Origin of the sequence: Achromobacter pestifer (assembly GCF_013267355.1) — a bacterium.
GTDB lineage: Bacteria > Pseudomonadota > Gammaproteobacteria > Burkholderiales > Burkholderiaceae_B > Achromobacter > Achromobacter pestifer_A.
Genome location: NZ_CP053985.1, coordinates 6,923,722 through 6,942,062, shown reverse-complemented (window position 1 = coordinate 6,942,062; position 18,341 = coordinate 6,923,722). Strand labels below are relative to the sequence as shown.

Below are 18,341 nucleotides of genomic sequence, written 5' to 3'. Positions count from 1 at the left end.
TTTGTGGGCAAGGCGCCGTGCGCGGCGGCCTTGCCCGGTCCGCCTTCCGGCCGGGTCCTTACTGACTGCCGTCGATATACGGCCGGGCCTGCAGGATCAGGATGTTCTCACCCTGCACGGCCCATTCGATGTCCTGGTCCGCGCCGCCCAGGCGCTGCTTGATCTGGCTGCCCACCGTAGCCAGGCGCGCCACCAGCGCATCGTTCAACACCTGGCGCGCGCCTTCGATCGGCACTTCGCGCACGCCGCCCGCCGCGTCCGGCACCAGCTGGGTGTCCTCGGCGGAACGGCTCAGCACCTGCACCGCCTTGGACCAGCTGGAGTACATCAGCTGCTCGGCCTGCCGCTTGCCTTCCACCACCTTGATGCCCAGGCCGCGCTTGGCCGAGAGGTAGGTGACGTAGCGGCGCGAGGCGTCGAAGGGATCGCGTGTGATCATGACGCCCGAACTGTCCGACGCCGCGGCCTGCTGCACCAGCACCGCCATTACCACGCCGTCCTGGCCGATGCCGGCCGCGCGCCGCGCTTCATAGGCTTCGTAGTTGTAGACCGAGGCCCACACCGTCTGCACGGCTTGCGCCAGCGCGTCGGCCTGCGTCACGTTGGGCACGGTGGTGTAAAGCCCGGCGCCGCTGAACCCCGGCAGGTCCTCGGAATTGGACGAGCTGCGCACGAATACGCCGCGGCCCTGCAATTGCTGCTGCCAGCGTTCGCGCCAGGCGGAGGCCTGCGCCGCATCCGGCGGGGCCTGCACGATGTCCCGGCGCAGCGCGGCCAGTTCGGCGCGCCGCACGTTGCCGTCGCTGGCGAAGTCCGGCCGCTGCTCCAGCGCGGCGATGCGTTGCGGCACGCCCAACTGGGCCATGAAGGCCGCGTACTGCGCGAAGGGTATGCAAAAGCCGTCCGGCACGGTGGCCGCGGGCGGCAGCGCGGACTTCAGCGCGCCCAGGTTGGCGGCCTTCACGCCGCAATGGCGGCTGTCGCGCGTGACCATGCCGGAGAGCGGCTTGATCGCCTTGACCGTCAAGTCGGGCTTGGGCAGGGGCAGGGAGGCCTTGGGCGGCGGCGCGGTTTCAGGCTTGGCGATGCGCTGCAGCTGATAGCCGTTGCTGGTGACGGTCAGCTCGACCCACTGGCCGTCATGCTCGCGCAGCGCGGCCACGGCATCGCGCACGTAGGCGTTGGGAATGCGCCAGCCCTTGGCCAGCAGATTGACATGGGACAGCAGGGTGGAGGGCCGTTGCGTCACCAGGCCTGCCACCGGCGGCAGCGCGACCGGAACCTCGTCCAGCACCAGGATGTCCGTCGGCGACAGGTCCGGCGTGTCGTCCACCGAGGCCACGATGCGCAGCCGGCCCTGGGCGACGCCGGTGTTCAGCGGCAGGAAGGTCTGCTCGCGCAGCAAGGATTCCTGCGTCACCGCGTTCAGGCCGGCGTTTTTCGCGACCTGTTCGTGCAGCGTGGAATTGGCCTTGAAGCGCACCGGTTGGTAGAAGCTGGCCTGCAGTTTCTCTTCGGTCAGCTTCAACAACTCCGGGTTGATCCGGTCGCCTTCCCAGAATTCATAGGTGTAGCCGGGCAGGTCGCGTTGCCAACTGAGGGTGCCGAACAGCAGGCGCCGCTGCGGGTCCTTGTACTGAGCAATCAGCGTGGCCTTGTCGTCGGCGGGCAAGAGGCGCCGCTCGCGCGCGAAGTTCTCGTGCAGCGTATAGCGGGGCGTGTCGACGTAGTAGATCTTGCCGCCCTGTTTTCGATCGATCACGAACAGCACGTGCGGGATCTCCAGCGGCGTGCCGGGGTTGTAGACCCGGGCAAGTTGCTGGAATTCGGCCTGGGTCCGGATCTGGCCGAGGAAGGCCGGGCCGTTTTTTTTGGCGTCTTCCGCCTGCTGCGCCGCGCGCTCGTCGGGGTTCAACGGGCGGGAGTTTTCATAGGGCGAGGGTTTGCGGGCGGTCTGCGCCTGGACGGACGGACCCAGGCTGACGGCCAGCGCGCCCAGCGCGGCCAGGACAATCAGGCGGGTCAGGCGGCGGGAGGCAAGGCGGCGAGGGACGGGCAATGGACTCATGAACGGGCGGGCGGGGCGCAGGGACTGGCGATGATATCGGAGCCGTGCCGGCGTTTGTTTCCGGATGTGGCCAACTATGCATTGAAGTTGCTGCGGGGGCGCAAAATACCCAATTTCAGTGATGTGCTTCTGGCTGCGGATGTCGTTTAATCCAGCCCAGGCTTAATCGCGCCCGCCGGCGCCGCGGGAAACCGGCCATCTCCGCACGCGGTGATGGAGACGGTTTTTCGTAGGGCCCTTTTAAAGGAGCAGCTCTCGCTGCTCCTTTTTTTTCTGCCTGCTCGGGAAACTCCCTATCTTCCAAAGATGCGCGGCCCGTTGACAGCGGACTGCGGCGAATCGATACTCGAATCCAGTACGTATACGTACAAAAATCGGCAGGCCTCGCAGCATCGGTCGAAACCCGGTTCCCACTGCACTCGCAAAGGAGTAAGCAATGAAGGACGGCGAAATTCTTTCCGGATTCCTGGCTCCCCATCCGCCGCACCTGGTGTACGGCGAGAACCCGCCGCAGAACGAGCCGCGTTCGCGCGGCGGCTGGGAAAGCCTGCGATGGGCCTACGACCACGTGCGCGAGAGCATTGAACGCTTGCAGCCCGACGTGTTGCTGGTGCATTCGCCGCACTGGATCACCCAGGTCGGCCACCATTTCCTGGGCGTGCCGCGCCTGGCGGGCCGCTCGGTCGATCCGATCTTTCCCGACCTGTTTCGCTACGACTTCGGCATGGACGTGGACGTGGCGCTGGCCGAGGCCTGTTGCGAGGAAGGCCGCAAGCTGGGCCTGGTCACCAAGATGATGCGCAACCCGAAGTTCAGGGTGGACTACGGCACCATCACCACGTTGCACATGGTGCGGCCGCAATGGGACATCCCGGTGGTGGGGCTGTCGGCGAACAACACGCCGTATTACCTCAACACCCAGGAAGGGCTCAAGGAAATGGACCTGCTGGGCCGGGCCACGCGCGAAGCCATACGCAAGAGCGGGCGGCGGGCGGTCCTGCTGGCCAGCAATACGCTGTCGCACTGGCATTTCCACGAACAGCCCGAGGTGCCCGAGGACATGTCCAAGGAGCATCCGGCGCGCTACGACGGCTATCTGTGGGACATCCGCATGATCGAACTGATGCGCAAGGGCCGGATGGGCGAGGTGTTCGAGCTGCTGCCCCAGTTCATCGACGAAGCCTTCGCCGAAGTGAAATCGGGCGCCTTCACCTGGATGCACGCGGCCATGGGCTATCCGCAGCTGGCGGGCAAGTTCCACGGCTATGGCACCGTGATCGGCACCGGCAACGCGGTGATGGAATGGAATCTGCAGGAGGCGGGGCTGTCCCGCCTCGAAGCATCCGCCGGCGCGGCGGCCTAGCCCTCGAAGGAGACATGCCATGACCCTCGTATCCGCATTTCTCGTTCCCGGCAGCCCGCTGCCGCAGCTGCGCAGCGACGTGGCGCCCTGGGGACGGCTGAACCAGGCGCTGCGCGCGGCCGGCAAGACGCTGGCAGCTTCCCGGCCCGACGTGGTGCTGGTGTATTCGACACAGTGGATGGCGGTGCTGGACCAGCTGTGGATCACGCGCGCGCGCAGCACCGGCGTGCACGTGGACGAGAACTGGCACGAGTACGGCGAGCTGCCCTTCGACATCGCCGGCGACGCGAGCCTGGCCGAAGCCTGCGTGCAGGGCTGCCGCGACGCCGGCATCCATGCGCGCGGCGTGGACTACGACCAGTTTCCCATCGACACGGGCACCATCACGGTCAGCACGCTGATGGGCTTCGGTTCGGATGCGCTGCCCGTGACGCTGGCGGCCAACAACCTGTACCACGACAACGCGCAGACGGAGCAGCTCAGCCGCATCGCGGTGCAGGCGGCCGCGGCGCAGGGCAAGCGGGCGGCGGTCATCGGCATAGGCGGGCTGTCCAACACCATGTTCCGCGAGCCGGTGGCGCCGGAATCCGACCGCCTGATCTCGCAGTCCGACGACGACTGGAACCGCCGCATGCTGGCGCTGCTGGAAAGCGGCGACGCCGCGCAACTGCGCGCGGCGATGCCGGAGTACGCCGGGCAGGCCAAGGCGGAAATGGGCTTCAAGCACATGTCCTGGCTGCTGGGCGCGCTGGGCGACCGGTTCCGCGGCGCCAAGGTGCTGGAATATGCGCCGCTGTATGGCAGCGGCGGGGCGGTGGTGGAATTCAAGCTGGGCTGAAGGCACGCTGAGCCGTGGCGCATTCCAGGAAGCACCTTGGAGGGCTGCGCTGACCTCCGTGGTCATGCAGCCCCCGCCAAGGCCACCGGTATCTCCCTGGCCCCCGCCGCCCGCCGCCACTGCGCGGGCCCCGACACATGCAGGTTGCCGCCCTCGGCGTCCACCGCCACGGTCACGGGCATGTCCGTGACTTCGAATTCATGGATCGCTTCCATGCCCAGGTCCTCGAAGGCGACGACGCGGGCGCTGCGGATGGCGCGGGACACCAGATAGGCCGCGCCGCCCACCGCGATCAGGTAGGCCGCCCGGTGGCGCCGGATCGCTTCGACCGCCTGCGGGCCGCGTTCGGCCTTGCCTATCATCGTCAATAGCCCCGTTTGCGCCAGCATCATGTCGGTGTAGCCGTCCATGCGGGTCGAGGTGGTGGGGCCGGCGGGGCCGACGGCCTCGTCGCGCACGGCGTCCACCGGGCCCACGTAATAGATGGCGCGGCCGCGGAAGTCGGCGGGCAGGGGTTCGCCGCGGGCCAGCATTTCGCGGATGCGCTGGTGCGCGGCGTCGCGTCCGGTCAGCATGCGGCCATTGAGCAACAGGGTTTCACCGGCGCGCCAGGACGCGACTTCCTCGCGGGTGAGGGTGTCCAGGTTCACGCGACGGCCCGTGCCGGCTGCGCGTTCCGGTCCCAGGTCGGGCCAGAGATCCAGCGAGGGCGGGGCCAGGTGGGTGGGGCCGGAGCCGTCCAGCACGAAGCTTGCATGGCGCGTGGCCGCGCAATTGGGGATCAGCGCGATGGGCTTGGCGGCCGCGTGCGTGGGGTAGGTCTTGATCTTCACGTCCAGCACGGTGGTAAGGCCGCCCAGACCCTGCGCGCCCACGCCCAGGGCGTTGACGCGCTCGTGCAGTTCGAGCCGCAGCGCGTCTTCGGACGCCAGTGTTTCGCCGCGCTGCGCCCGGGCCTGCAGTTCATGCATGTCCAGGGGCTGCATCAGGCTTTCCTTGGCCAGCAGCACCGCTTTTTCGGCGGTGCCGCCCACGCCTATGCCCAGCATGCCGGGCGGGCACCAGCCGGCGCCCATGGCGGGAATCTGCGCCAGTACCCAGTCGACAATGCTGTCGGCCGGGTTCAGCATGGCCAGCCGCGCCTTGTTCTCCGAACCGCCGCCCTTGGCTGCCACGGTGACGGCCACGCTGGCGCCCGGCACGATGCGCATGCTGATGACGGCGGGCGTGTTGTCGCGGGTGTTGCCGCGGCCGAACAGCGGGTCCGCCACCACCGAGGCCCGCAGCGGATTGTCCGGGTCCAGGTAGGCGCGCCGCACGCCGGCGTTGACGGCATCTTCCAGGCCGCCGGTAAAGCCCTCCCAACGCACGTCCATGCCGACTTCCAGGAACACGTTGACGATGCCGGTGTCCTGGCAGATGGGCCGCCGGCCGATGGCGGCCATGCGCGAGCTGGCCAGGATCTGCGCCATGGCGTCGCGCGCCGGCGCGCTGGCTTCGCGTTCGTAGGCGCGGGCCAGGTGCGCGATGTAGTCGGCCGGGTGGTAGTGGCTGATGTACTGCAGCGCGCTGGCGATGGACTCGATCAGGTCGTCCTGGCGGATGGTGGGGCTCATGGCGTGCGTGGATGAATGGCTTCAGGAGGGATCGGGTTCAATCGGCGTGCAGCGTGACGCCGGGCCGGTCCTTGACCAGGGTCACGGCGACGAAGGACACCACCGCCATGGCGATGACGTACACGCCCACATGCCAGGACTGGCCCGTGGCGGTGATGATGGACTGCGCGATCATCGCGGCGAAGGCGCCGCCCAGGATGGAGCCCAGCGCATAGCCTGCCGACACGCCGGAGTAGCGCACGTCGGCCGGGAACATTTCGGCGTACAGCGCGGCCTGCGGGCCGTAGGTCAGGCCCAGCGGCACCGACAGCACGGCCAGGGCGAAGGCAAACTGCATGACATCGCCGGATTCGATGAAGGACCACATCGGTATGGCCCACAGCGCCAGCAGCACGTAGCCGAGCTGGAAGGTGCGCACGCGGCCGATGCGGTCGCCCAGCCAGCCGCCCAGCAGCGTGGTGCCCAGCCAGCAGGCGGCGGCCAGCGTGCAGATCATCAGCACCTGCTGCGGCGGCATGTGCAGCGTGCGGCTGCCGTAGCTGATGAAGAAGCCGACCAGCAGGTAGCCCGCCGTGCTGTTGCCCACGAAGATCAGCGTGGTCAGCAGGATCTGGCGCGGATGCTTGCGCAACAGCGTGCCCAGCGGCGCCGATGAATGGCTGCGGCGCGACTGCATTTCCAGGAATACAGGCGATTCCTCGACGGCGCGGCGGATGAAGACGCCGACGATGATGAGCGCGATGGACAGCAGGAAGGACACGCGCCAGCCCCAGGCCATGAAGTTGTCCGGGCCGACCAGGGAGGTAATGCACCACAGCACGCCGGTGGCGACGATCATTCCCAGCGGCACGCCGATCTGCGGGAAGGCGCCGAACAGCGAGCGCCGGTCGCGGGGCGCATGCTCGACCGCCATGAGCGCCGCGCCGCCCCATTCGCCGCCGGCGGAAAAGCCTTGCAGCACGCGCAGCGTCACCAGCATCACCGGCGCCCAGAGGCCGATCTGCGCGTAGGTGGGCAGCACGCCGATCAGCGCGGTGGACACGCCCATCAGGATCAGCGTGGCCGCCAGCACCCGCTTGCGGCCATAGCGGTCGCCCAGATGGCCGCAGACGATGGCGCCCAGCGGCCGGAACAGGAAGGCCACGCCCACGGTCGCGAAGGACAGGATCAGCGACAGTTCCGGGTTCTCCTTGGCGAAAGGCGCGAAGAACAGCGAACCCAGCACCAGGCCGGCGGCCTGGACGTAGATGAAGTAGTCGTACCACTCGATGGCCGAGCCGACCAACGTGGCGGCCAGCACCTTGCGGTCGTCGGCGCTGACCAGCGGCCCGGACGCGGCCCGGTGGGCGGATGCGACGGCGGCGCCGTCGGCGGGGATTTCTGTCTGCATGGTTGTCTCCGTTGGGGGAATGCGGCGGTTCAGCTTCTTATTGGGGGGCGTTGCCTAGGCCGCCGCGCTCTGCGGCGCGTCGGGCTGGTTTTCCGGGCGGGCCGCTTCGAAGGCAGGCTGGCCGGCGCAGGCCTGGACGATGGCGCGGACCCGTTCGAAGGGCGCCAGGTCCGCGCCGTAGCGCAAGGCGTTGTAGACCTGCGGGATCAGGTAGCACTCGACCAGCGTGGGCGCGGCGCCCAGCGCGTAGCCGCCTTCCTGCGCCGCGGGCAACGCCGCCTCGAAGGCCTGGAAGCCTTCCGCGCACCAGTGGCGGTACCAGTCCTGGATCTGTTCGTCATCCGCGCCGAACTGCGCGCGCAGGCGCTTGAGCGCCCGCAGATTGTTGAGTGGATGCATTTCACAGGCGATCAGCTGCGCCAGCGCGCGGGCCTGCGCGCGCAGCGCCGGATCGGCCGGCAGCAGCGGCGCGCCGGGATGGCGCTCGTCCAGGTACTCGATGATGGCCAGCGACTGCTGCAGGCGCAGGCCGTCGATTTCCAGCATGGGCACCAGGCCGAAGGGCGCCAGCGAGCGATAGGCGGGCTGCTGGTGTTCGCCTTTGACCATGTGCCAGGTGACCTGCCGGTAGGGCAGGCCCTTCAAGGCCAGGGCGATGCGGACCCGGTAGGCCGCGGAACTGCGCCAGTAGCTGTGCAGGGTGAGGGCGGGCGTGTCGTTCATGAGGCTTTCCGGTCAGGCGGCGGTGGTTTCGGGCGCGCTGGCCGATACGGCGCCAGGCATGGGGCGCGTGCCAGGAATGCGCACCTGTTGGTCGATGTCGCCGAACAGGCTTGCGCCCGCGTCGTCGCGCATGCCGATGCGCACGCGGTCGCCGTGTTTGAGGAAGGGCGTGCGCATTTCGCCGTCGCGCAGTTTTTCGCGCACGCGTGCTTCGACCAGGCAGCACACGCCGGCGGCGTCGCTGGCATTCGAAATGGTGCCGCTGCCCACCAGGGTGCCCGCGCCCAGGCGGCGCGTGCGGGCGGCGTGCGCGATCAGCTCGCCGAAATGGAACTGCATTTCCTCGCCCGCCTGGGGCTGGCCGATCTGCTGGCCGTTGAGCCATACCTGCATGGCGCGGTGCAGCTTGCCGCCGCGCCAGTAGGGTGCCAGCTCGTCGGGCGTGACCAGCACGGGCGATAGCGCCGAGGCCGGCTTGCCCTGCAGGAAGCCGAAGCCCTTGGACAGTTCGGGCAGCACCACGTTGCGCAAGGTCACGTCGTTGACCAGGCCCAGCAGCGCTACGTGCGCAAGCGCCGTGTCCGCGTCCACGCCCAGCGGCACGTCGTCGGTCACCACCACGATTTCGGCTTCCAGGTCCACGCCCAGTTCCTCGCTGGCGGCGGTGATGTCCTCGCAGGGACCCATGAAGTCGTCCGATGCGCCCTGGTACATCAGCGGATCGCTCAGGAAGGAAGGCGGCATCTCGCCGCCGCGGGCGCGGCGCGTCAACTCGACGTGGTTCAGGTAGGCCGACGCGTCCAGCCATTGGTAGGCGCGCGGCAGGGGCGCGGCGCAACGGGCAGGATCAAAGGGCTGGCTGGCGCCTTCGCCGGCGTTCAGCGCCTCGTATTCGGCCTGCAGCAGCGGCGCGGCGCGGGCCCAGTCGTCCAGCGCCTGCTGCAAGGTGGCGGCGATGTGGGGCACGGCGCGCAGGCGGGTCAGGCCGCGGTCGACGACGGCCAGGGCGCCGTCGCGGGCGCCGTTGCTCAGGGTGGCGAGTTTCATGTTCAGGTGCTCCGTATCGGATGAAAAGGCCCGCGGCGGGGCCTCGTGGCGCGGGGGCGTGCCGGGATCAGGCGGTGAGTTCGGCCCACATGTCGCGGTCGCGCTGGGCGGTCCAGACGCGCGGATCGGTGATGCCGCTGGCCTCGTCATAGGCGCGCGAGACGTCGAAGGGAATCGCGTGTTCGTAGATGACGACGTGGCCGAACTCCGGGTCCATCACGCGGCGCGTGTCTTCATAGACCTGCTTCAGGCTCTTGCCTTGCTCCACGCCCTGGCGGGCGCAGCCGTACAGCGTTTCGACCCAGCTGCGCGTGTAGCCGATGGCCTCGCGGCAGGCGGCGGGCGTGGTCAGCGCGGGGCCGCGGCCCGGCACCATCTGGCGCGGTTCCAGCGCTTGCAGCGCGTCCAGCGTGGCGGGCCAGTCGGACAAGTAGGCATCGCCCGTGTACACGCCCGCGTTGAACTCCACCAGGTCGCCGGAGAAACAGATGCCCTGCGATGGAATCCAGACGATGGAGTCGCCGCGGGTGTGGCCGGCGCCCAGGTGCAGCATGCGCACTTCGAGGCTGCCCAGGAACACGGTCAGTTCGCGCTCGAACACCACGGTGGGCCAGGTCAGTCCCGGAATGCCTTCGGCGGACTGAAACAGCCGCGGGAAACGGCCGATCTCCGAATCCATGTCGGCCTGGCCGCGCTCGACGATGAGTTCATGCGTGCCGCGGCTGGCGTACACGTTGGCCGCGCCTTCGGCGGCGAAGGCGGATGCGCCCAGCACGCGCACGGCGTGATAGTGGGTCAGCGCCACGTGGCGGATGGGCTTGTCGGTGACGCCGCGGATGGCGCGGATCAGCGCCTGGGCCATGGCCGGCGTCGCGGTCGCGTCGACCACCATCACGCTGTCGTCGCCGATGATCACGCCCGAGTTGGGGTCGCCGTCGGCCACGTAGGCGTAGGCGTTGTCGGACAGGCGCTCGAAGGAGATCTTCTTTTCCGCCAGGTCGGCCTGGGAGGCGAAGGGTTTGCTCATGGTGTTCCTTGAATGGATGGAAAGTGGGGCGGCTCAGCCGGCGTGGGCCTGGCTGCGCTGCTGGCTGCTGGTGCCGCTGGCACCGGGCATCAGGCCGGCGGCCTTGTCGCGGGTCCAGGCCGCCAGGTCGTCATGGGCGCTGCGGCGCTTGCGGGCGACGTAGTCGTCCACCGGCAGGCGCAAGGTCAGTTCGAGCCGGACGCCGTTGGGATCGAAGAAATAGATCGAGCGGATGAAGTGGTGGTCGGTCGGCCCCACCACCTCGACGCCATGGGACAGCAGCCGCTGGCGCATCCGCTCCAGCTCGGCGTCGCCGCGGATTTCCATGGCGAAGTGGTTGACCCAGCGCGGCGTGGCGGGGTCGGGCTGGCTCTGGCCGTTGTCGCCCAGGTCGAAGAAGGCGATGTGCGAACCGTCGGCGAATTCGAAGAACAGATGCACGAAGGGGCAGTGCTCGCCAGTGGAGGGCACGCGTTCTTCCTTGACCACGTGCACCAGCGGCAGGCCCAGGATGTCTTCATAGAAATGCCGGGTTTCCTCCGCGTCGCGGCAACGCCAGGCGAAGTGGTGCAGGCCCTGGATGGCGGGGCGGGCGCCCGCCGGGGAGGCATGGGATGGGGTGAGCGTCATGGCGCCGTCTCCGTGGTTCATGGAATGTTCAGGGCGGGCGAATCCGGCTGGAACGCCAGCATTTCGTCGACCGCCGCCTGCACCCGGGCCGCGTCGTCCACGGCTTCGATGAGCAGCAGCGACAGCCGGGCCAGGCTGTCGCGCTGGGCTTCGGGGTCGGGTACGTTGGTGAGCGCGATGAGGCGCTCCAGCAGGTCGTCAAGTTGTTGCTGGGATAGCGGCATGGCTGGCGCCTCCGGTTGAGCGGTAGAGGCCGCGGGTTTCGGGTTGGGATTCGGGACAGGCGCAGGCCGGGTCCAGCGCTTCGCTTATCCAGGCCCGCACGGCCTCGGGGTCGCCGTTCTCGGGCTGGGCGGCCGCCATGACGTGCTGGTCGGGACGCAGCAGCCAGGCTTGGCCGTCCAGCGTCTGGCCGAGCTGGTGCGCCAGGGCGGCGCGTCCGCGTTCGTCGCACAGCGGCCCAACGGCGACCCAGCGCAGCAGGCCGTCGTCGTCCTTTGCGGCGGCGGGCAGGGCATTGCCGAACACCAGCACGGTGAACCAGGGGCCGAGCAGCCCGTGCAGGGTCAGGCCGTCGCTTTGCCGCAGCACCACGTTGGGCAGCGCGCGCCCCGCCAGGGCATGAGAGCCCCGCGCCAGCGCCGACGCGGGATAAACGGCCGGCATGCACAGGCGGCCGGTGTTGATCATGCGGGCGGCGGTGGCGTGGCGCGGCGCCAGGTCGATGATGGCGTCGCGCCATAGCGCGGCCGAGCGGGCCGTGCCCGGGTAGACGAAGCGCGAGGAGCGACGCGCCTGGCGGATGTTCTCCATCGCCGCGTGCTTGCGCTCCACGCTGTAGGTGTCCAGCAGGGAGTCGCCCGCGCGGCCTTGCAGTAGCAGGGCCAGCTTCCAGCCCAGGTTGTCGGCGTCCTGGATGCCGCCGTTGCCGCCGCGCGCACCGAAGGGCGCGACCAGGTGGGCTGAATCGCCGGCGAACAGCACGCGGCCGTGGCGCAGGCTGTCCAGGCATTCATGGCGGTAGGCCCAGACGCCGTGCCAGGCGATGTCGAACGCCACGCGTTCGCCCAGCAGGTCCCAGACGCGCTGGCGCATGGCGGCGTCGGTGGCCGCCTCGGCGCAGTCCTCGTCGGGGCGCAACTGGAAATCCAGGCGCCAGGTGTCGTCGGCCATCTTGTGGCGCCAGACCGCGCGGCCGTGGTTGCTGCGGGCGTCCAGCCAGGTCCAGCGTTCTTCCGGCCAGGCGGTGTCGCGCAGCACGATGTCGATGATGATCCAGCGGTCCTCGGTCTGGTCGTAGACGCGCGGGCTCAGGCCCAGCATGCCGCGCACCGCGCTCTTGGCGCCGTCGCAGGCGACCACCCATTGCGCGCGGCAGGCGTAGGCGCCATCGGGCGTTGCCACCTGCAGCGTCGCTGTGCCGTCCGCGCGTGGCTCGATGCCGGCGACGCGGTTCAGCCAGCGCAGCTCGGCCAGCGGCTCGCGCATCAGCGCATCCACCAGGAAGGCTTCCAGGTAGTACTGCTGCAGGTTGACGAAGCCGTTGTGGCGCATGTCGGGCTGGTCCTGCAGCGTGAACGACGCCACCGCCATGTCGCGGCACAGCACGCGGCCCACGTTCCAGCGCACGCCCTTGCCGACCACGTCGCCGGCCATGCCGAGCCGGTCGAAGATGTCCAACGTGCGTTGCGCCCAGACCATGCCGCGCGATGCCAGGCCGCGCACGCCGACGGTGTTGTCGTCGTCCTGCACGACCACGGGAATGCCGCGCCGCACCAGGTCCAGGGCCAGCGTCAGGCCGGTCAATCCGGCCCCCACGACGGCCACGGGATGCGGATCGCGGCGGGGGCGGTCCATTTCCCCGGGCCTGACGTATGGATAGATGGGAAGCTCTTTCATCGTTTTCCCTAGTTCGATGTGGTTTCGATGCAGGCCTCACTCTAGGAGCGCGCGGCCGGCCCGTCATGTCCTCACGGAAGAGGACACCGCGCCGGCGGAGGATGACTTTAGAATCGGGAAAACACGCGCAAGCGGGGAAAACGACACCATGGAAGAGACAAACAACCCTATGCCCGCGGGCGGGGGGCCGGACCGCTGGGCCGAGTCCGCCGTCATGGACCTGGGCGGTCCGATGTTCCATGCCGCGCTGCTGCTGGCGCTGCGCGAAACCGTGGCCGCCGACCACGTGTCGCACGTGTTCTACGGCCATGAGGGCTCGGTGCAGTATTCATCGGCGGCCAGCCTGTTGAACCAGTCCTTGATCGAATGGACCACCAACGTGTTCGTGGACAACGAGTTCTACCGGCGCGATCCCAATTACGGCCTGCTGCGCGACATGGCTTGCCGGCCCGGCCAGCATCCGGACCTGGTCGTCCAGACCGCGTCGCCTGAACGCATCGCGGATGACGAGTACCGCCGCCTGCTGTTCGAGCGCCCGGGCTTTGCCAGCAAGATTTCGCTCATCGGCTCCCGCGACGAAGGCATCAGCTACCTGAACCTGTACTTTTCGCGCATGCATTCGCCGAACGTCACCGAACTGATGCGGGGACGCGCGCCCTTGCTGATCGCGCTGGCGCGGCGCCATCACCAGCTGTGCCGCTTGGAAACGGAGCCGCCGCGCGCGGCCTCGTGGTGCAGCGGCTTGTCCTTGCGCGAGATCCAGGTGGCGGACCTGCTGCGCCAGGGCCATACCGCCAAGGAAGTGGGGCGCGAGCTGGGCCTGTCGCCCACCACCGTGGTCACCTACAAGAACCGCATCTTCAAGAAGAACAACGTGGCCAGCCTGAAGGAGTTCCTGATCAAGGCGCCGGCCGCGTGTGTCACGCCGGCCTGTATGCCGGAGGCGGGCGGGCGCTGAGCATTGCGCTTACGGCCGGGGCTGCGCAGCTGTTGCCGTTGCTACTGTCGCCGGGTTGCGGCACCGGCTCGCGGGCGCCGGGTAGCGCTCGCGCGATCCGCGGTCAGGCCGCGACGGACGGCCGCAGACGGGCGATGGCAGGAACCGCCAGCGCCGCCAGCAGCGCCACGGTCCCGGCGACGTAGCCCACGCTGCCCAGCCCCCATTGCACGATCGTCCATCCGCCCAGCATGGCGCCGGCGCCGATGCCGGCATTGGCCGCCGACACGTTCAGCGTGCCCGCCATGGCCTGGGCTTGCGGCGCTACCTGCATCACGCGCACCTGGCACACCGGATACAGCGCGGTATTGGCGATGCTCCAGGCGGCCAGCGCGGGCAGCAGCCCGGCCAGCGTCGACGCCAGGGGCACGGCGGCCATCATGCCCAGGCCCAGCAGCAGGGTGAACGCCAGGGTCGCGGCCAGCGGATTGCGGTCAGCCGCCAGCCCGCCCAGCCAGTTGCCCAAAAGGCCCGCCGCGCCAAAGCCCATCAGCCACCATCCCACCTGCGCCGGCGGCACGCCGGCGATGCGCTCCAGCACATCGGCCAGATAGGTATAGGCAGCGAACATGGCCGTGAACACCGCGACGGACAGCCCGATGTGGGCCAGCATGCGCGGGTCCTGCAGAATCCGCGCCTGCTCGCGCAAGCCCGCGCGCGGCGGGCGCGGCAAGGCCGGCATGCAGGTCCACATCAGCGCGGCCAGCGCCAGGGACAGCGCGGCCAGCGCCCAGAAGCTGCCGCGCCAGCCTATGGATGTGGCCGCCAGCGTACCCAGCGGAATGCCGAACAGCAGCGCGGCGGAGATGCCCAGGTAGACGCGCGCCACCGCCTGGCCGGCGCGGCGCGGGCCGGCTAGCTGCGCCGCGGCTTCGCTGGCCGTGCCCCAGAACACCGGCAGGGCCAGCGCCGGAATGAAGCGCGCCAGCGCCAGCACCCAGATGTTGGGCGCGGCCGCGGCCAGGGCATTCGAAGCGGCGAAGACCAGCAGGATCGCCACGAACAGGCGCTTGCGCTCCAGGTGCGACACCGCCGCCGTCAGCAACGGCCCGGATAGCATCACGGTGAACGCGAACAGCGTCACCAGCTGGCCGGCGGCGGAGACGGAGATGGACAGGTCGCGGGCCAGTTCGGGCAGCAGCCCCACGATCAGGAATTCCGTGGAGACGATGACGAAGGCCGCGACGGCCAGAATGCCGATAGAAAGCGCGCCGGAGCGGGCGGGGACGGATGGCGAGGCGAGGGAGGATTCGAGCATGGATGGGTTCAAGAGCAATACGGCCTTGAACGATATTGGAGATAGAATTTCTTATCTCAGGTATTTTTTCCAGTGATTAAGGAATCTAAATCCTTAATTGACCCGCCATGATCTCCTCCGAACGCCTCAAAGGCATCGAAGCCTTCGTCACCACCGCCGACGCAGGCAGCTTCACCGCCGCCGCCGACCGGCTCAGCCTTACCGCCTCGGCCGTGGGCAAGAGCGTCGCGCGGCTGGAGGCCCGCCTGCGCACCCGCCTGTTCGAACGCAGCACACGCCGCCTGGCGCTGACGGATGCGGGCAGCGCCTATTACCGCACCTGTGTGCGCGTGCTGGCCGAATTGCAGGACGCCGAGGCGGTGCTGGCGGCGCAGCGCCAGGAGCCGGCCGGCCGCCTGCGCGTGGACCTGCCCGCCACCTTCGGTCGTAGGGTCGCGTTGCCGCTGCTGTTGCAGTTCGCCAAACGCCATCCGCTGTTGCGCCCGCAGGTATCGTTCACCGACCGCCACGTCGATCTGGCTGCCGAGGGCATAGACGTGGCGGTGCGCATCGGCGGGCCGCAGCAGTGGGCGCCCGGCCTGGGCCACCGCTACCTGGGCTCGGAGCGCGTGATTTTCTGCGCTTCGCCGCAATACCTGGCGCAACGCGGCACGCCGCTCACGGCCGACGACCTGGCGCACCATGACGCAGTGGCCTACGGCCGCGCGGACGGGGAGCCCCCGGTCTGGCGGATCGCGCAGGGCGCGGGACCGGCCAGCCTGCGGCCCGTCGACGGCGTGATGGCGCTGGACAGCGCCGAAGCCCAGGTCGACGCCGTCGCCGCCGGCTTTGGCATCGCGCAACTGGCAACCTGGCTCGCGGCCGACGCCTTGCGCGACGGGCGGGTGGTCGAGGTGCTGCCGCAATTGGCCACTGAGGGCCTGCCGCTGTACCTGGCGTGGCCGCTGGGCAAGCAGTTGCTGCCCAAGGTGGATGCGGTGCTGGAGATGTTGGGGGAGTCGCTCAGCATCGTGTAGGGGGCGGCCGCAATGTCGTTCGGTCCGAGAAAGAGATGGGCTAGCGCCGCGTTGTTCCTTCGTCTTCTACGCTCATGTCGGGAGGATAGCGGCTCGAGTAAACACTTCTGTTTATTTATTCAACATTTTTGTTTATGCTCGATCAGGCCGTAGCCATCGGTCATGAAATACAGCGAATTCAAGAGATGGCTGGAACGACAAGGGGCAGTGTTTGTGCCGCACAAGTCAGGCAGCAGCCATTACCGGGTTACCTTGAACGGCGTGACCACGATCTTTCCACATCACGGGTCCAAGGAAATGGGCAAGCATCTGGAAAGCGAAATCAAGAAACAGCTCGGTTTGAAATGACGTTGTGCGTCCAGCACGCCGGATGCGCGTCACGCAAACGGTCTTGCCTGGCACTCTCATCGAACAGGAAGCCTGAATGCTGACCTATCCCTACACCCTGACTCGCGACACCAACGATACGTGGCTAGTCCAGTTTCCTGATATTCCAGAAGCGCTCACCGTGGGACAGGACGCCGATGAGGCGGCGATCAACGCCGAAGAGGCGCTCGAAGCTGCGCTGGAGATCTACTTCGAGGCGCGCCGCCCCATTCCCATGCCCTCCAAGCCCGCGAAGGGCCAGGCATCGGTAACCTTGCCTGCCTTGGTCACCAGCAAGGTCTTTCTGTCGAACGAGATGATTCTTCAGGGAGTACGCAAGGCGGAGTTGGCGAGGCGCATGGGGGTTCACATGCCGCAAGTAGATCGCTTGCTCAACGTGCGCCACGCATCCCGGATCGAGCAGGTCGAATCCGCTCTCGGGCAGCTTGGGCGCCGTCTGGACGTGTCGATTGCCTGAGGCTGGCAAGCCTGCAAGTCCCGCGCCCAATGAAAATCGGCCCCGATAACGGGGCCGATCGTCTTGCATCAGAAAACCAGGCTTATTCCGCCGTTTCCTGCAGCACGCGCCGGGCTTCCTCGGCCACGCGCTCGGGGGCGGTGCCGCCCACGTGCTTGCGGGCCGCGACGGAGCCTTCCAGGGTCAGGACCTGGTGCACGTCGTCGCCGATGCTGGCATGGTAGGCCTTGAGCTCGTCCAGCGACAGGTCGGCCAGGTCGCAGCCGCGCTGTTCGCAGTCGCGCACCGCGTGAGCCACCACTTCGTGGGCGTCGCGGAAGGGCACGCCGCGCTTGACCAGGTAGTCGGCCAGGTCGGTGGCGGTGGCGAAGCCCTGCAGGGCGGCGGCGCGCATGTTGTCGGCCTTGACCTTGATGCCGCCGGCCATGTCCGCGAAGATCGTCAGCGTGTCGCGCACGGTGTCGACGGTGTCGAACAGGCCTTCCTTGTCTTCCTGGTTGTCCTTGTTGTAGGCCAGGGGCTGGCCCTTCATCAGGGTCAGCAGGGCGACCAGGTGGCCGTTGACGCGGCCGGTCTTGCCGCGGGCCAGCTCGGGCACGTCGGGGTTCTTTTTCTGCGGCATGATCGAGCTGCCGGTGCAGAAGCGGTCGGCCAGGTCGATGAAGCCCACGCGCGGGCTCATCCAGAGCACCAGCTCTTCGGACAGGCGCGACACGTGCGTCATGATCAGCGCGCTGGCGGCGCAGAATTCGATGGCGAAATCGCGGTCGGACACGGCGTCCAGCGAATTGCGGCAGACGCCGTCAAAGCCTAGGGTCTTGGCGACGCGTTCGCGGTCGATCGGGTAGGACGTGCCGGCCAGGGCGGCGGCGCCCAGCGGCAGGCGGTTCACGCGGCGGCGGCAGTCGGCCAGGCGCTCGGCGTCGCGGCCGAACATTTCCGCGTAGGCCAGCAGGTGATGGCCGAAGGTGACGGGCTGGGCCACTTGCAGGTGGGTGAAGCCGGGCATGATGGTGCCGGCGTGTTCCAGCGCCACCGTGGCCAGGGCGCGGCGCAGCTGGCGCAGCAGGTCCAGCAGGTTGTCGATTTCACCGCGCAGCCACAGGCGGATGTCGGTGGCGACCTGGTCGTTGCGCGAACGGCCGGTGTGCAGGCGCTTGCCCGCGTCGCCCACCAGTTCCACCAGGCGCTTTTCGATGTTCAGGTGCACGTCTTCGAGGTCGAGCAGCCACTGGAAGCTGCCGGCGTCGATTTCGGACAGGATCTGGGTCATGCCGCGCTGGATGTCGGCCAGGTCCTGGGCGCCGATGATGCCCTGGGCGGCCAGCATGTCCGCATGCGCGAGCGAGCCCTGGATGTCGTGGCGCGCCAGGCGCTTGTCGAAATCCACGGACGCCGTATAGCGCTTGACGAGTTCGGAAACCGGTTCCGAGAACCGGGCGGACCAGGCCTGCGCCTTGTTGGCGAACTGGTTTTGATCGGGGGAGGGAGTGTTTGCCATGATGGGCGGAATTATAGGGCCTGGCGCGCAAGGCCGGCGGCGCCGGGCGCGGGTTCCGCGGGGGCGAACCCTCCGGCCTGGGCTTTGTCGGATAATCCTGGATTAGTTTCAAGACCTTAGAGCA

At 68.4% G+C, this 18,341-nt stretch carries 17 protein-coding genes; 6 read left to right on the top strand and 11 right to left on the bottom strand.

The window, feature by feature from the left end:
- Positions 1-58 precede the first annotated feature (58 nt).
- Entirely contained in the window at positions 59-2,068 is a 2,010-nt protein-coding gene (locus FOC84_RS32625) for a PEP/pyruvate-binding domain-containing protein (protein WP_173149662.1), read from the bottom strand.
- Positions 2,069-2,504: 436 nt separating this feature from the next.
- Between FOC84_RS32625 and FOC84_RS32620 the strand changes: the two genes are divergently transcribed.
- Positions 2,505-3,431: a tRNA U-34 5-methylaminomethyl-2-thiouridine biosynthesis protein gene (locus FOC84_RS32620; protein WP_173149660.1), complete on the top strand. Its 927-nt coding sequence runs from the start codon at positions 2,505-2,507 to the stop codon at positions 3,429-3,431.
- Between the two features lie 19 nt (positions 3,432-3,450).
- Entirely contained in the window at positions 3,451-4,269 is an 819-nt protein-coding gene (locus FOC84_RS32615) for a tRNA U-34 5-methylaminomethyl-2-thiouridine biosynthesis protein (protein ID WP_173149658.1), read from the top strand.
- 62 nt (positions 4,270-4,331) lie between these two features.
- Here the strand turns inward: FOC84_RS32615 and FOC84_RS32610 are convergent, their stop codons facing one another.
- From FOC84_RS32610 to FOC84_RS32575, 8 genes are all read right to left on the bottom strand, one after another.
- Complete coding sequence (locus tag FOC84_RS32610) at positions 4,332-5,885, bottom strand: fumarate hydratase (protein WP_173149656.1); 1,554 nt, start codon at positions 5,883-5,885, stop codon at positions 4,332-4,334.
- A gap of 37 nt (positions 5,886-5,922) precedes the next feature.
- On the bottom strand, positions 5,923-7,275 hold the full coding sequence (locus FOC84_RS32605) for an MFS transporter (protein WP_173149654.1): 1,353 nt from the start codon (positions 7,273-7,275) through the stop codon (positions 5,923-5,925).
- Positions 7,276-7,329: 54 nt separating this feature from the next.
- Positions 7,330-7,998: a maleylacetoacetate isomerase gene (gene maiA, locus FOC84_RS32600; protein ID WP_173149652.1), complete on the bottom strand. Its 669-nt coding sequence runs from the start codon at positions 7,996-7,998 to the stop codon at positions 7,330-7,332.
- A 12-nt stretch (positions 7,999-8,010) separates the two neighbouring features.
- On the bottom strand, positions 8,011-9,045 hold the full coding sequence (locus FOC84_RS32595; protein ID WP_173149650.1) for a fumarylacetoacetate hydrolase family protein: 1,035 nt from the start codon (positions 9,043-9,045) through the stop codon (positions 8,011-8,013).
- Between the two features lie 67 nt (positions 9,046-9,112).
- Entirely contained in the window at positions 9,113-10,072 is a 960-nt protein-coding gene (locus FOC84_RS32590; RefSeq protein ID WP_173149648.1) for an MBL fold metallo-hydrolase, read from the bottom strand.
- 33 nt (positions 10,073-10,105) lie between these two features.
- Positions 10,106-10,702, bottom strand: coding sequence for a VOC family protein (locus FOC84_RS32585; RefSeq protein ID WP_173149646.1), 597 nt, complete (start codon positions 10,700-10,702; stop codon positions 10,106-10,108).
- Between the two features lie 17 nt (positions 10,703-10,719).
- A complete protein-coding gene (locus FOC84_RS32580; RefSeq protein ID WP_173149644.1) occupies positions 10,720-10,926 on the bottom strand; it encodes a DUF2783 domain-containing protein in 207 nt (68 codons plus the stop codon).
- Entirely contained in the window at positions 10,901-12,559 is a 1,659-nt protein-coding gene (locus FOC84_RS32575; protein WP_254241849.1) for an FAD-dependent monooxygenase, read from the bottom strand. Before FOC84_RS32575 ends, FOC84_RS32580 begins: the two co-directional genes overlap by 26 nt.
- Before the next feature lie 190 nt (positions 12,560-12,749).
- Between FOC84_RS32575 and FOC84_RS32570 the strand changes: the two genes are divergently transcribed.
- Positions 12,750-13,559, top strand: coding sequence for a helix-turn-helix transcriptional regulator (locus tag FOC84_RS32570; RefSeq protein ID WP_173149640.1), 810 nt, complete (start codon positions 12,750-12,752; stop codon positions 13,557-13,559).
- A 103-nt stretch (positions 13,560-13,662) separates the two neighbouring features.
- Here FOC84_RS32570 and FOC84_RS32565 read toward each other — a convergent pair whose 3' ends face one another.
- Complete coding sequence (locus FOC84_RS32565) at positions 13,663-14,856, bottom strand: MFS transporter (RefSeq protein ID WP_173149638.1); 1,194 nt, start codon at positions 14,854-14,856, stop codon at positions 13,663-13,665.
- Between the two features lie 107 nt (positions 14,857-14,963).
- Here FOC84_RS32565 and FOC84_RS32560 point away from each other — a divergent pair, with 107 nt between their 5' ends.
- The 3 genes from FOC84_RS32560 to FOC84_RS32550 all read left to right on the top strand — a co-directional run bounded on the left by FOC84_RS32560 (position 14,964) and on the right by FOC84_RS32550 (position 16,716).
- Positions 14,964-15,872 (top strand): LysR family transcriptional regulator, encoded by a 909-nt coding sequence (locus FOC84_RS32560; protein WP_173149636.1) that lies wholly within the window; start codon positions 14,964-14,966, stop codon positions 15,870-15,872.
- Between the two features lie 162 nt (positions 15,873-16,034).
- Entirely contained in the window at positions 16,035-16,220 is a 186-nt protein-coding gene (locus FOC84_RS32555) for a type II toxin-antitoxin system HicA family toxin (RefSeq protein WP_119449491.1), read from the top strand.
- Between the two features lie 76 nt (positions 16,221-16,296).
- A complete protein-coding gene (locus FOC84_RS32550) occupies positions 16,297-16,716 on the top strand; it encodes a type II toxin-antitoxin system HicB family antitoxin (protein ID WP_173149634.1) in 420 nt (139 codons plus the stop codon).
- A gap of 82 nt (positions 16,717-16,798) precedes the next feature.
- Here FOC84_RS32550 and argH read toward each other — a convergent pair whose 3' ends face one another.
- A complete protein-coding gene (gene argH / locus FOC84_RS32545; protein ID WP_173149632.1) occupies positions 16,799-18,217 on the bottom strand; it encodes an argininosuccinate lyase in 1,419 nt (472 codons plus the stop codon).
- Positions 18,218-18,341: the final 124 nt, after the last annotated feature.

Coding starts and splice junctions, on each gene's coding strand:
- FOC84_RS32605 (WP_173149654.1), bottom strand. CDS start 7,275: ATGCAGACAGAAATCCCCGCCGACGGCGCCGCCGTCGCATCCGCCCAC.
- argH (WP_173149632.1), bottom strand. CDS start 18,217: ATGGCAAACACTCCCTCCCCCGATCAAAACCAGTTCGCCAACAAGGCG.
- FOC84_RS32570 (WP_173149640.1), top strand. CDS start 12,750: ATGGAAGAGACAAACAACCCTATGCCCGCGGGCGGGGGGCCGGACCGC.
- FOC84_RS32555 (WP_119449491.1), top strand. CDS start 16,035: ATGAAATACAGCGAATTCAAGAGATGGCTGGAACGACAAGGGGCAGTG.
- FOC84_RS32595 (WP_173149650.1), bottom strand. CDS start 9,045: ATGAAACTCGCCACCCTGAGCAACGGCGCCCGCGACGGCGCCCTGGCC.
- maiA (WP_173149652.1), bottom strand. CDS start 7,998: ATGAACGACACGCCCGCCCTCACCCTGCACAGCTACTGGCGCAGTTCC.
- FOC84_RS32610 (WP_173149656.1), bottom strand. CDS start 5,885: ATGAGCCCCACCATCCGCCAGGACGACCTGATCGAGTCCATCGCCAGC.
- FOC84_RS32620 (WP_173149660.1), top strand. CDS start 2,505: ATGAAGGACGGCGAAATTCTTTCCGGATTCCTGGCTCCCCATCCGCCG.
- FOC84_RS32590 (WP_173149648.1), bottom strand. CDS start 10,072: ATGAGCAAACCCTTCGCCTCCCAGGCCGACCTGGCGGAAAAGAAGATC.
- FOC84_RS32585 (WP_173149646.1), bottom strand. CDS start 10,702: ATGACGCTCACCCCATCCCATGCCTCCCCGGCGGGCGCCCGCCCCGCC.
- FOC84_RS32565 (WP_173149638.1), bottom strand. CDS start 14,856: ATGCTCGAATCCTCCCTCGCCTCGCCATCCGTCCCCGCCCGCTCCGGC.
- FOC84_RS32550 (WP_173149634.1), top strand. CDS start 16,297: ATGCTGACCTATCCCTACACCCTGACTCGCGACACCAACGATACGTGG.
- FOC84_RS32580 (WP_173149644.1), bottom strand. CDS start 10,926: ATGCCGCTATCCCAGCAACAACTTGACGACCTGCTGGAGCGCCTCATC.
- FOC84_RS32615 (WP_173149658.1), top strand. CDS start 3,451: ATGACCCTCGTATCCGCATTTCTCGTTCCCGGCAGCCCGCTGCCGCAG.
- FOC84_RS32560 (WP_173149636.1), top strand. CDS start 14,964: ATGATCTCCTCCGAACGCCTCAAAGGCATCGAAGCCTTCGTCACCACC.
- FOC84_RS32575 (WP_254241849.1), bottom strand. CDS start 12,559: ATGGACCGCCCCCGCCGCGATCCGCATCCCGTGGCCGTCGTGGGGGCC.
- FOC84_RS32625 (WP_173149662.1), bottom strand. CDS start 2,068: ATGAGTCCATTGCCCGTCCCTCGCCGCCTTGCCTCCCGCCGCCTGACC.